Consider the following 12,063-nt stretch of genomic DNA (forward strand, 5'->3'; position numbering starts at 1 on the left):
CTCCTTTTAGCGGGAAGCCTGGGTAAGCGGGGCACGCTTGGCGTTGAAGCTTTTGTCGAAGCCTTGGGACACGTCGATGTGTTTGGTCAGCAGGCCTTCGTCCTGGTAGATGTCGGCGGTGGTTTGCAGGCCGCTGATCACCGAGTCGTCAATCGCCACCGGCTGCATATGGGTGGCGTTGGCCACGGCTACATGCACCTCCAGCGGCAAGCCGGTGATTTTGGCCATGGCGGCGGCGAACGCCTGCGGGTGATCGTTGCTCCAGCGGTAGGCGCGGTCGACCCGGGCCACGAAGTCGTCCAGCTGCACGCGCTTGTCGGCAATCGCCTTGCTGGTGGCGGCGAGGTACAGGTGGTTGCTCAGCAGGTTGTTGCCGCTGGCGAGGACCCTGGCCTGGCTTTGTGAGGTGACCACGGTGGTGTAGGGGTCCCAGGTCGACCAGGCATCGGCGGTGCCGTTATCCAGCACCAAGCGTGACTCGCTGGGCAGCAGGAAGATGAACTGCACGTCGTGGGTGGAAAGGCCGGCGCTACGCAGTGCCTTGATCGCCAGGAAATGCCCGATGGAGCCGCGTGTGGTGACGATGCGCTTGCCCTTGAGGTCGGCAAGATCGTGGATGGGCGAATCCTTGGGCACAATGAGCGCGGTGGTGTTGCGGCCTTCGGCGTGGATGATGCTCACCACTTTCAGGGGCGCGCCGGCACCGAGGGCGAACACGTAGGGCGCGTCCCCCAGGGCGCCGATGTCCACGGCGCCAGCGTTGAGGGCTTCGCCCAACGGCGCGGCGGCGGGGAACTCGGACCACTGGATTTCGTAGGGCACATCCCGGGTTTCGCCGGCGACTTCCAGCAGCGCCTTGATGGTGGATTTCTGGTTGGCCACCCGCAGGGGTTGCAGGTCGGCGGCCTGGCAGGTCGCGCCCAAGGTGAGGGCGGCCAGTAAAAGGGCAAGGGTCAAGCGCATCAGGCAGGCTCCAGGCTAGGTCTTGCGTTCAGTCGCCTCCGCCTGGAGAAGGGGTCGGCCGGTAGTGGAAAGAGGAGCGAGCGGGCTCGCTCCCGATGGTATTCAGATCACATAAAACCCATGGGTGCCGTCGCGGGCCAATTGGTCCACCAGGCCGAATTCCCAGTCCAGGTAGGCCTGCATGGCTTCCCTCGGGTTATCGGTGCCTTCGTACGGGCGGCGGTAGCGGTCGATGCGCGGTGAAGCGAGGCGGGTTTCGCCTTCTTCCAGGGGCAGTTGCGCGGCGATCCAGCTGGCGGTGCCTTCCTGCAGCAGGAACACGGGCTTGCCGGTCAGCGCTTCGACTTGCGCTACCGCGAGGCGCGCCAGTTGGCTGCTGCCGCAGGTCAACACGTAGCGTTCGGCAGCAGGCACCTTGCGCAAGGCTTCGGGCAACTGCCCACGCAACGCCCACCAGGCACCGGGGATATGGCGCTTGACGTAGTTGGCGCTGGCGGTGAAATCCAGTACCGCAGTGTCGCCATGAGCCTGCCATTCAGCGAGGGTGTGCGGGCTGATGAGTTCGGCCTGTTGCGGTGCCGGGACGGGAGCTACCCAGGCACCCGGTTCGCTGAAATGCGCAGGTTGCAGGTCATCCAGCACATGCACTTCCCAACCCAGTTGCGCGAGCCAGGACGCAGACATATTGGCCCGCACGCCGTCGTCATCCACCAGTACCAGCCGGGCGCCGCGTACGCTGGCAACGTGATCGGTTTCCTGCACCAGTTGGCCGCCCGGTGTGGAGCGCGAGCCGGGCAGATGGCCGGCGGCGAATTCTTCCGGGGTGCGTACGTCGAACAGGTAAGTGGTGCGTGCCGCTTCCTGCTGCCAGCGTTGCAGGTCGGCGAGGGTGGCGCGGCCTACGCGGGCCTTGTCGGCGACTTGGCGGGCGTCCCTGGCGGCGATCTGGCGGTGTTCTTCCGAGGTCGGCGCAAAGCGTCGAGCCTGGCCGTGTTGCAACTTCTGCCCGGCGAGGGTCCAGCCGATGGTGCCGTTGCGCAAGGCAGACACCGGGTTGGCGATGCCCGCATTGATCAGCGACTGCGTGCCGATGATGCTGCGGGTACGCCCGGCGCAATTGACGATGATGCGGGTGGCCGGGTCGGGCGCCAGCTCACGGGCGCGCAGCACCAGTTCGGCGCCGGGCACGCTGATGCCGGTGGGAATGCTCATGGTCTGGTATTCATCAAAGCGCCTGGCGTCGAGCACCACCACGTCGGCGTTGCTGTCGAGCAAGGCCTGCACTTCTTCAGCGGCCAGCGACGGCGTGTGGCGCTGGCTTTCCACCAGTTCGCCAAAGGCTTTACTCGGTACGTTGACGTCGATAAACAGCTCGCCACCGGCTTTGCGCCAACCGTCCAGGCCGCCTTCCAGCAGGCTGACCTGGGTATAGCCGAGGGATTGCAAGCGCTGGGCGGCGATCTGTGCCAGACCTTCACCGTTGTCGTACACCGTCACCTGGGTATCCCGGCGTGGGATGCGTGAATACACCTCCAGTTCCAGCTTCGACAGCGGGATATTCGCGGCGAACAGCGGGTGGGATTCGGCGAAAGGCGCTTCCTCGCGCACATCCACAAGGGCGACTTCTTCACGGTCCAGCAGGGCCTGGCGAATCTGGGCGAAGCTGCGGTTCGATGCAGTCATAGGGCAGGGCTCTCTTTGGACAGGGCGTCTTTGGACAAATCCCAGATGTTCGGGAGAAAGGCGTTGGAATAACCGGAGATAAACAGTTTCTCGCTGCCGTCCGGCTGGTACACGGCGCGGCGCACGGCACCGATATTGGCGCCGTAGACATGAATGCTGATGGACACCTGGTCGCTGAAGGCATTGCTGACCTGATGGATATCACCGATCTTCGGCGACACGGCTTCCACCTGGCCGGGTTCGAGCTGGATGCGCTTGCCGTCGGCGACCAGTACGCCCTCGGCGTTGCGCTCAAAGCCCTGGGAATACTCGGAGCCGCGCAGCATGCCGATCAGCCCCCACACGCGATGGTCATGGATTGGCGTGGTTTGCCCCGGCCCCCACACAAAGCTGACGATGCTGAAGCGCTGGCGCGAATCGGCGTGCAGCAGGAACTGTTGATAGCGCTCGGGGTTGGGTTGGGCAAATTCGTCCGGCAGCCAGTCATCGTGGCTCACCAGTTGCGCCAGCAGCTTGCCGCCGCGATGCAGCAGGTCGCCTTCGCGAGGGTTGCCGTCGATCAATTCCGCCAGGGCGCCAATGAATGCTCTGAGTCTCTCCGGGTGTCGGGCCTGGGTCATGACAATTCCATCGTGGGTGGTTCGTGGTGATGGGTTTATCTAAGCATAATGTTTATAGTTAATATGCTATTTTTTAATGATTAGGTTATAGCGGAAAGTAATTTAGAACCGGTTTGAATAGCGTTAGACGTTATCGATCGAGCGGCAGGCTATCCAGCCACCGTTTATGGAACTATGCTTTTCACACATCTTAATGACTGTTCTCTATGTGCGGCCCAAATGAAAATTGACGATATCGATGCCTTTGTCGAAGTGATTCGTTGCCAGTCCATCAGCCATGCCGCCGAGTCGCTGCAACTGACCCAGCCGGCCATCACCCGTCGCGTGCAGAACTTCGAGCAGGCGCTGGGGGTGGAGTTGTTCGACCGCAACACCAAGCCGCTCAAGCCTACTTTGATCGGTACGCGGGTGTATGAACAGTGCCGTTCGATCCTCCGGGAAATGGACGCCCTGCGTGAACTGGTGGCCACCGACGCACCGCCCACCGGCCTGCTGCGCCTGGGCGTGCCGCAAACCATCGGCGACGTGGTGCTGCTGGATGCCCTCAAGCACCTGCGCAGTGAATTCCCCGACCTGCGCGCCCAGGTAGCTACCGGCTGGGGCAGCCAACTGGTGGGCAAGATCGAGCGCGGCGAACTGGACGCGGCAGCGGCGCTGTTTCCGGCGGGCAAGATCTTCCCGGATAACATCGTCGGCGAGTCCATCGGCAAGATGGAACTGGTGGTGGTCTGCGCCAAGGCCCAACTGCCCAAGAAGCCCTGCAAGCTGGCGGACGTGTACCAGAACGGCTGGATCCTCAACCCGGATGGCTGTGGCTTCCGCGCCGGGCTGCAACGCACCTTGTCGGACCAGGGCCTGGCGCTACGGGTCAACCTGGAGACCTTTGGCACGGAGCTGCAACTGGGCCTGGTGGCTGACGGCCTGGGCCTTGGCCTGGTGCCACGCCCGCTGCTGGAACGCAGTGCCCATCGCGATCAACTGGCGGCCATGCCGCTGAAGGACTTCAAGCCGGTGATGGACCTGTGGCTGATCTACCCGCATTTCCTTGGCAATCTGCAAGGGCCGGTGGATGCGTTTGGCAAGCTGGTGGCGGCGTCGCTGCACAAGGTTCGCAATGCAGCGTGATATGAAAAAAATAATAATTAGCTTAGATTAAAATGTGCTTTTTATTATTTTTGGTCATCCCCTAGGCTTGCCTGGAAGTCCTTAAGGCCATCCAGGAAGTTTTGCCATGAGCAGCGTCACCTCGATCTCCAGTGTCTCGAACAACGTCCGCCAGCGGGTCACCCCGGAAGAGTGGGAGGTGCGCGTCAAGCTGGCGGCGGCCTATCGGTTGGCCGCCTTGTACAAGTGGACCGACCACATCTACACCCACTTCTCCGCCCGTGTGCCGGGGCCTGAGGAGCATTTTCTGATCAATGCCTATGGGCTGTTGTTCGATGAGATCAGCGCTTCGAATCTGGTCAAGGTGGATATTGACGGTACGATCGTCGATGACCCTACCGGTCTGGGTATCAACTATGCGGGCTATGTAATTCACAGTGCTATCCATGGGGCTCGCCACGATTTGCAGGCGGTGCTGCATACGCATACACGCGATGGCATTGCTGTGTCGGCGCAGAAGGATGGGTTGTTGCCGATTTCCCAGCATTCCATCGGGTTTTCCGGGCGCGTGGCGTACCACGGGTATGAAGGTGTGGCCCTTGACCTGGATGAGCGTGAGCGGTTGGTGGCGGACCTGGGGGACAAGAGTGTGATGATCCTGCGTAATCATGGGTTGCTGACGGCGGGGGTGAGTGTGGAGCATGCGTTCCAGCAGCTGCAGGGGCTGGAGCGGGCGTGCAATATTCAGATCGCGGCGCAGGCGGGGGGGAATGCTGAGTTGATCTTTCCTCCGGCGGAGGTGGTGGCCAAGGTTGAGAAGCAGGCGGAGGTGTTCAAGAGCGGGGATGGGCCGGGGGTGGCGCGGCATTGGAATGCGTTGATTCGGCAGTTGGAGCGTACGGATACTGATTACAAACTTTGAAGTTGGTCTGCAATCAGGGCAGGGGAGTACATATCCATTCCTTCGGTTACGGCTTCTATTGGTTCCGCCCTTACGGCGGCTCACTTTTGAAAAGCGCAAAAGTAAGCAAAACGCTCTTGCCCCACCACTCGGCACCTCGCTTAGGCTCGGTGTGCCCTCACTCCGGCTTTGGACCGTGGGCCGCCGCGATGGGCCATCCTTGGCCCAGCGCGGCTAACCCGGCGTCCTGCCGGGTTACCCACGCTCCAAAGCCTGCGTTCGGCCAGCGTGGTTTAATGGGGCGCCTAAGATCAAGATCAAAAGCAGATCAAAAGCACAGCGGCCTCCCGGCCGGCTTGAGTGTTGAAGAGCAAAATCAAAAGCTAAAGCGGGCACGGTCAAATGTGGGAGCTGGCTTGCCTGCGATGGCATCAACTGGGTGTACCTGATGCACCGAGGTGTCTGCATCGCAGGCAAGCCAGCTCCCACAGAAAAGCAGAGCTGCATCAGCTTCAGATTTGGCTTTCGCTCTGGATCTTGCCTTTGCTTTTAACACTCAAGCCGGCCGGTAGGCCGCTGTGCTCTTGCTTTTGATTTTGATCTGACTGCCCCAATAAGCCCGAGGCCGAACGTAGGCAGTGCGGAGCGGGTAAACCGGCAGGACGCCGGTTTAGCCGCGCCGGGCCATGGATGGCCCGTCGCGGCGGCCCGTGGAGCAGTGCCGGAGTGAGGGAACACCGAGCCCTAGCGAGGTGCCGACAGGCGGGGCAGAGCCCTTTGCTTACTTTGGGGCTTTTCCAAAGTGAGCCGCTGTAAGAGCGGAACCATAGGTGGCCGTTACCGAAGAAACGGATATGTCCCCGGTCCACCTCAAACCTACTGTCAGGCCACTTTTCCAGCCACCTGGCGCTCCCGCTCAGCCACCAACTGCCGAGTCAGCGGTATCAGCCGCTTCCCGTAATCGATCGCATCATTCAGCGGATCAAACCCACGAATCAAAAAGGTCGTAATACCCAAGTCGTAATAGTCGAGCAACGCCTCGGCCACCTGATCAGCCGTACCCACCAGCGACGTAGAGTTACCCTGAGCCCCCAGCAGCCCGGCAATCCCGGTCCACAATCGCTTATCCAACCGCGAACCCTGAGCCGCCGCCGCCAACAACCGACGCGACCCCTCATTCGGCGGTTCACGCCTCACAAACCCACTCTTCTCAGCCAACGCCGTCGCCTGCTCCAGGATGCGATCCGCACGCTCCCACGCCAGTGCTTCAGTCTCCGCCAGAATCGGCCGCAACGACAAACTGAAGCGAACCGTACGCCCATGCTTCGCCGCCTCCGCCCGCACCTGGGTGACCACTTCCTTCACCTGCTCGTAGGTCTCACCCCACAGCGCATACACATCCGCATGTTTGCCCGCCACCGCAATGGCCGCCGCCGAAGACCCGCCAAAATACAACGGTATGTGCGGCTGCTGCGGCGACTTCACCGTCGAAAACGCACCCTCGTACCGGTAGTAAGTGCCGTGATGGTCGAAGGGCTTTTCGCTGGTCCATTCCTGCCGCACCACGCTCAAATATTCGTCGGTGCGCGCATAACGTTCGTCCTTGTCGATATGGCTGCCATCGGCCCGCAGTTCACGGTCGTCACCGCCGGTGATGATGTGCACGGCGGTGCGCCCGCCGTTGAACACGTCCAGCGTCGCGAACTGGCGGGCGGCGAGGGTGGGTTGGACAAAACCGGGCCGGTGGGCAATCAGGAACTGCAGCTTTTTCGTCACGCTGGCCGCATGGGCGGCGATCAATGTGCTGTCCGGGCTGTTGGAGTGGAACGCTACGAGGGCGCGGTCGAAGCCGGCTTCCTCATGGGCGCGGGCCACGGTTTCCACGTAGTCGGGCTGCAAGGTCGGGCCGCTGCGAGGGTGGATCTCGGAGGCGTGGTGGCCGCCGATATAGCCGATAAATTCGATGCTCATGGTCAGTCCTTGTTGAGGGCAGGAATAAAGCTGCTATCGAAAATAGGGGCCGCACCCGGGCCTGTAAAATGCCGATTGGTTCTATCCTAATTATAAAAATAAAGAATCATAATTTTATATAGTTATCAGTAATTTGCATTTTAATCGCATTAGGTTATTCCCAAATATAATTTCACTGAGGTTTTTTATGCGAATAGCATGAAACCGCAGCGGCGCTCCTGGCCGTGTTCTTGATGAGGAAGGAAGCCCGATGACTGAAAAGTCCCTTAACGCCAGTTCGTTTTCCGTCGACAAGGCCGAGGATCAGGCCGGGGTCGCATCCCGCTTGATTCCACGCTGGTTGCGCAACTGGCGCACTCCCGATGTGTTGCTGCGGCTGGTGAGCCCGATTGTGTTGTTGCTGCTGTGGGAACTGGCCTCTGAGCTGGGCTTTATTCCGGTCCGGATCATCGCCGCGCCGTCGCAGATTGGCGGCACCTTGTGGGCGATGATTGTTTCCGGTGAGTTGGGCAAGCACCTGCTGGTGTCGCTGCAACGGGCGCTGCTGGGCTTGAGCATCGGCGTCAGTATCGGCGTGGTGGCTGCGCTGATCACCGGCCTGTCCAAGCGTGGTGAGGTGATCCTCGACTCACCGATGCAAATGCTGCGCACCATTCCTTCCCTGGCGCTGGTGCCGTTGTTCATCCTCTGGTTCGGCATCGGCGAGTTCACCAAGATCGCGCTGATCGTCACCGGCACCACGTTTCCGGTGTACCTCAACCTGTTCGCCGGCATCCGCAACATCGACCCCAAATTGATCGAGGCTGCCAACACCCTCGGCCTTAACCGCCGCGAGCTGATCTGGCATGTGATCCTGCCGGGCTCGCTGCCTTCGTTTTTTGTCGGCCTGCGCTATTCCCTGGGCATCTCCTGGCTGGCCCTGGTGTTCGTCGAGCAAATCAACACCACCGCCGGTATCGGCTACCTGGCCAGTGATGCGCGGGACTTCATGCGCACCGACGTGATCGTGATCTGCCTGTTGATCTACAGCGTGTTGGGTCTGCTGATCGATGGCCTGATCCGCACTCTGGAACGTTTTGCCCTGGCCTGGCGCCCATCGTTTGTGAGGAACTGACATGTCGATTCTCGAAGCTTCAGTAGCACCGGTGCAGTTGCGCAATGTGGTGCGCCAGTTCGGCCAGCAGCGGGTCATCGACGGCCTGGACCTGGATATCGCCCCTGGGGAGTTTGTCGCGTTGCTGGGGGCCAGCGGTTCCGGCAAGACCACCTTGCTGCGCAGCCTTGCGGGCCTGGACAGTATCGACAGCGGCCAGTTGCGGGTGCCCAAGGCCCGCGCCGCAGTCTTCCAGGAGCCGCGCCTGATGCCGTGGAAACGTGCCTGGAAAAACGTGATCCTCGGCCTGCGCGTTCCCGACGCCAAGGCCCGCGCTGTGCAGGCGTTGACGGAAGTCGGGTTGGCCCATCGGCTGGAGGCTTACCCGGCGACCCTGTCCGGCGGCGAGGCTCAGCGCGTGGCATTGGCCCGCGGCCTGGTGCGCGAGCCCAAACTGCTGTTGCTTGACGAACCCTTTGCCGCGCTGGATGCGCTGACCCGCATCAAGATGCATCGCCTGATCATCGAACTCTGGCGCAAACACACGCCATCCGTGTTGCTGGTGACCCACGACGTCGACGAAGCGATCCTGCTGGCCGACCGCGTGATCGTGTTGGCAAATGGCAAGATTGCCGAACAGCTGACCATCGACCTGCCCCGTGCACGGGATACCGGCCAGGACGGTTTCCAGGCGATTCGCGCCCGCTTGCTCAGCCTGCTGGGGGTGGAAGTGGACGCCCCGGCCACGCAGGCTGCAAATGCCAATGTACGGCGGTTCGCCCATGGTTGAGCTGAGGACGGTAGGGCTGTTGGTGGTGGCGCTTTTGCTGGGCGGCTGCGACAAAGCCGCTGAAGCCCCGAAGTCCGCCTCGGACCTGTCCGGCGTGACCTTGATCCTGGGTGACCAGGCCAAAGGCTTGCGCACCGTGGTGGAAGCCGCCCACACCCTGGATGGCATCGACTACAAGGTCCAGTGGGCCAACTTCCAGGGTGCCGCGCCGTTGTTCGAAGCCTTGCGCGCCGGCGCTGTGGACCTGGGCCCGGCCGGGGATACGCCAGTGCTGGCGGCCGCCACCGGAGGCACACCGTTGCGTATCGTCGCCGTACGCCGCAGCCAGGCGCGAAGCATCGCGATCCTGGTGCCGCCCGATTCACCGATCCACAGTGTGGCCGACCTGAAAGGACGCAATGTGGTGGTGTCGTCCGCCCGTGGCAGCATTTCCCAATACCTGCTGATCCGCGCCCTGGCGAATGCCGGCGTGGATGAAAAGGACGTCAACGTCGGCTTCGTCCTGCCCACTGATGCGCTGCCTGCGTTCAACGCCGGCAAGATCGAAGCCTGGGCCACCTTTGGGGTGTACCAGGCGTTCGCCGAACAGCAGGGCGCACGGGTGCTGATCAGCGGAGAGGGCATCAATACCGGCCTGACCTTTATTACCGCCTCCGATGAGGTGCTCACCGACCCACTCAAGCGCCAGGCGCTGCGTGATGTTTTGCAGCGGTTCGCCAAGGCTTTTGAGTGGGCGCAACAGAACCCCGAGGAATACGCGCGGGTGTTTGCCAAGGTCAACGATATCCCGCTGCCGGTTTCACAATTGCTGCGCGCATGGGGCGATGAGTCGCTGCTGCCGGTAGAGGAGCGGGATGTGCAGGCGTTGCAGCAGGTGGATGATCTGTTTGTGCAGAAGAAGATTTTTCCCCATCGGGTAGAGGTGCTGAAATTGATGGACCCCGAGGTGTTTTCGCCGCAAGCGTTGGCCGCTTCGCCCTGAAGTCGTTGTGTTTTGCCCGGGTCTGAGGTCTCATTGGGTCCGGGAAAACTGGCGTGTAAGGAACAGCACTTGATACGGGAAGAACTGGCGCAATATGGCGGGATCACCGTCATGATTCCGGCCGCAGTGGTAATCGCCGTCTGGCTCTGGTACTCCCGGCCCCAGGCGGTCAAGTGGTGGCTGATGACAATTGCCTGCACCTATTCCATCGTCGCGTTCAGCAAGCTGTTGTTCAAGGGTTGGGGCGTGTCGCTCCAACACCTTGATATTGCCGTGCTCAGCGGTCACGCCATGAATACGTCGTTGATGGTCCCTGTGGCGATAAGCCTGGTGGCGCGCCGCATCAACCCCGATTGGCGCTGGCCGGCGGCGGTCTGTGGGCTGTTGATCACCGCCTGGTTCAGCGCTTTTTGCGTCGCCCCCTATATTCACCCGCTCAACGAGGCGCTGGCCGGTGGCTTCTTGGGTGGGATGGCGGCGATCGCTTTTCTATGGCGACTGGAAGTGGTTGAGGTACGGGTTTCCCCATCCTTGATCGGCGGGGGAATGGTGATTCTGTTGCTGAGTGCGATGGTGCCCAAGTACAACGCCGAGAAACTGCTCAACCATGTCGCCGTGGCGGTTTCAGGGGCCGATCAGGCCCATCAGGAGCCTTCCTGGCGGGCCTCTTCCATGCCGATGAACGCCGAGTAAGTGGCCAGGTCCAGGGCCAGGTTACTCTCCACCAGCAGCTCCAGCAGTACCGTCTGGCAATTGAAGCGCCGGGCATCGCCACGGCGCTGAGCGCGCTTCATTTGCTTGAACAGCGTATCGGTGATGTCCTGCGGCGAGTTGTCCCGCAAGCGATCCAGCCAGTGGGACAGCACCTGGGTGTTGCGCGCGTATTGCTCCGCCGGCAGCTGTTCGTTGGGCGCCAGGCCCACGAATCCTTCAAACGCGTTCGTCAGCCTTTTCAAGGCGTAGGCCCGTTTCAGATCCTCATAAATGCTCATGGCCGCTCCTCGGTGCAGGAGATATTGGCCAGTAACTCGGCGGTCTTTATTTGCATCAGGTGGCTGTCGCCGCGACTTTCCACGCACAGGCAAATGGACAGGGGATTGCTCACCTGCAACTTGAAGCGCCAGTCGGCAAAGACCATTGAAAGCCCGCTACAGGATTCATCGCTGTCCAGTGAGTTGCTGGCGTATAACACCTGCATGCGTTCTACAACAGTGGTTGAACTATTAACCTTGACGTGGATGTTCCCCGAAGAAGGAAACAGGCCGATACGCTCTACCAATAGCTTTGAACTTTTCATGGCCGTCCCTCGCTGTTTATTCACGTATTACTTTATTCTGAAGATGCGAAAAAGTAAGGGGATGTTATTTTTAGTCTGCTAATAAGCGGGATGTTATTTTTGGTCGGCTTAAGGCAATTATCAGCAAGTTGTCCGGACTCGGCTGATTTCTGCCAAAGGCACGTTGATGCGCTGTTCCCGTTGCAGGAAGTTCATCAGCAATATCACACGTTCTTCTCCGTCCATGGCCAGGAAGACGGCCTCAAGTTCGGCAAACGGCCCCTCATTGATGCGCACGCTTTCGCCCGGCTGCAACAGGGTTGCCACAACGCCCTGGTGGTCTCGCTCCTGTAGCTCATCCACCAGCGCGTCGCTGATGGGCAGCGGATGTGCGCCGAATGCCACGACCCGCGACACCCCGCGAGTCGAGCGCAGGGAGCTCCAGCTGTCCTGCAGGCTCATTTGAATAAACAGATAACCGGGAAACAGCGATTCCCGCGTGGTCCTGCGCTGGCCCTTCAACAGCCGTTCGCGTTTATAGGTAGACCGAAAACAGGTATAGCCCTGGCGCTGAAGATGTTCCTCGGCGCGCTCGTCCTGCCGGGATTTGCACTGGACCAGGTACCAGGCTTTATTGGCATTTGCGCTCATGAAACTTCCTCTGTCTATATATAGCGAAA

General features: G+C 60.9%; 13 protein-coding genes. 6 read left to right on the top strand and 7 right to left on the bottom strand.

The genetic code is table 11. From position 1 onward, the window contains the following. Nucleotides 1-6 precede the first annotated feature (6 nt). The 3 genes from JFU58_RS18535 to JFU58_RS18545 form a co-directional block, all read right to left on the bottom strand. On the bottom strand, nucleotides 7-963 hold the full coding sequence (locus JFU58_RS18535; RefSeq protein ID WP_063031012.1) for an ABC transporter substrate-binding protein: 957 nt from the start codon (nucleotides 961-963) through the stop codon (nucleotides 7-9). Nucleotides 964-1,065: 102 nt separating this feature from the next. After that, entirely contained in the window at nucleotides 1,066-2,646 is a 1,581-nt protein-coding gene (locus JFU58_RS18540; protein WP_201141559.1) for a rhodanese-related sulfurtransferase, read from the bottom strand. Next, the gene (locus JFU58_RS18545; RefSeq protein WP_063031008.1) at nucleotides 2,643-3,266 is read right to left on the bottom strand and encodes a cysteine dioxygenase family protein; all 624 of its coding nucleotides are present in this window, start codon (nucleotides 3,264-3,266) and stop codon (nucleotides 2,643-2,645) included. Before JFU58_RS18545 ends, JFU58_RS18540 begins: the two co-directional genes overlap by 4 nt. A 219-nt stretch (nucleotides 3,267-3,485) precedes the next feature. Here JFU58_RS18545 and JFU58_RS18550 point away from each other — a divergent pair, with 219 nt between their 5' ends. Beyond that, nucleotides 3,486-4,391 carry a LysR family transcriptional regulator gene (locus JFU58_RS18550; RefSeq protein WP_063031006.1) on the top strand — a complete coding sequence of 302 codons (906 nt, stop codon included), beginning with the start codon at nucleotides 3,486-3,488 and terminating at the stop codon, nucleotides 4,389-4,391. A 106-nt stretch (nucleotides 4,392-4,497) separates the two neighbouring features. Further along, nucleotides 4,498-5,292: a class II aldolase/adducin family protein gene (locus JFU58_RS18555; protein ID WP_063031004.1), complete on the top strand. Its 795-nt coding sequence runs from the start codon at nucleotides 4,498-4,500 to the stop codon at nucleotides 5,290-5,292. Between the two features lie 861 nt (nucleotides 5,293-6,153). Here the strand turns inward: JFU58_RS18555 and JFU58_RS18560 are convergent. Then, nucleotides 6,154-7,242 carry an LLM class flavin-dependent oxidoreductase gene (locus JFU58_RS18560; RefSeq protein WP_063031002.1) on the bottom strand — a complete coding sequence of 363 codons (1,089 nt, stop codon included), beginning with the start codon at nucleotides 7,240-7,242 and terminating at the stop codon, nucleotides 6,154-6,156. 250 nt (nucleotides 7,243-7,492) lie between these two features. Here JFU58_RS18560 and JFU58_RS18565 point away from each other — a divergent pair, with 250 nt between their 5' ends. The 4 genes from JFU58_RS18565 (at nucleotide 7,493) to JFU58_RS18580 (ending at nucleotide 10,800) form a co-directional block, all read left to right on the top strand. After that, nucleotides 7,493-8,356 (top strand): ABC transporter permease, encoded by an 864-nt coding sequence (locus tag JFU58_RS18565; RefSeq protein ID WP_063031000.1) that lies wholly within the window; start codon nucleotides 7,493-7,495, stop codon nucleotides 8,354-8,356. Between the two features lies 1 nt (nucleotide 8,357). Continuing rightward, entirely contained in the window at nucleotides 8,358-9,125 is a 768-nt protein-coding gene (locus JFU58_RS18570; RefSeq protein ID WP_201141561.1) for an ABC transporter ATP-binding protein, read from the top strand. Further along, entirely contained in the window at nucleotides 9,118-10,107 is a 990-nt protein-coding gene (locus JFU58_RS18575) for an ABC transporter substrate-binding protein (RefSeq protein ID WP_093210082.1), read from the top strand. The genes JFU58_RS18570 and JFU58_RS18575 overlap by 8 nt, the downstream gene beginning before the upstream one ends. A 69-nt stretch (nucleotides 10,108-10,176) precedes the next feature. Next, nucleotides 10,177-10,800 carry a hypothetical protein gene (locus tag JFU58_RS18580; protein WP_017475049.1) on the top strand — a complete coding sequence of 208 codons (624 nt, stop codon included), beginning with the start codon at nucleotides 10,177-10,179 and terminating at the stop codon, nucleotides 10,798-10,800. Here JFU58_RS18580 and JFU58_RS18585 read toward each other — a convergent pair. From JFU58_RS18585 to rfaH, 3 genes are all read right to left on the bottom strand, one after another. Next, nucleotides 10,752-11,099, bottom strand: coding sequence for a hypothetical protein (locus JFU58_RS18585; RefSeq protein ID WP_063030996.1), 348 nt, complete (start codon nucleotides 11,097-11,099; stop codon nucleotides 10,752-10,754). The two genes, JFU58_RS18580 and JFU58_RS18585, sit on opposite strands and share 49 nt — an antisense overlap. Next, nucleotides 11,096-11,404: a phosphomannomutase gene (locus JFU58_RS18590; RefSeq protein WP_226476182.1), complete on the bottom strand. Its 309-nt coding sequence runs from the start codon at nucleotides 11,402-11,404 to the stop codon at nucleotides 11,096-11,098. Before JFU58_RS18590 ends, JFU58_RS18585 begins: the two co-directional genes overlap by 4 nt. Before the next feature lie 120 nt (nucleotides 11,405-11,524). Beyond that, nucleotides 11,525-12,034: a transcription/translation regulatory transformer protein RfaH gene (rfaH, locus tag JFU58_RS18595; protein WP_063030994.1), complete on the bottom strand. Its 510-nt coding sequence runs from the start codon at nucleotides 12,032-12,034 to the stop codon at nucleotides 11,525-11,527. Between the last annotated feature and the right edge of the window lie 29 nt (nucleotides 12,035-12,063).

Source organism: Pseudomonas sp. TH34 (genome assembly GCF_016650865.1).
In the GTDB taxonomy this organism is placed as follows: Bacteria; Pseudomonadota; Gammaproteobacteria; order Pseudomonadales; family Pseudomonadaceae; genus Aquipseudomonas; species Aquipseudomonas yamanorum.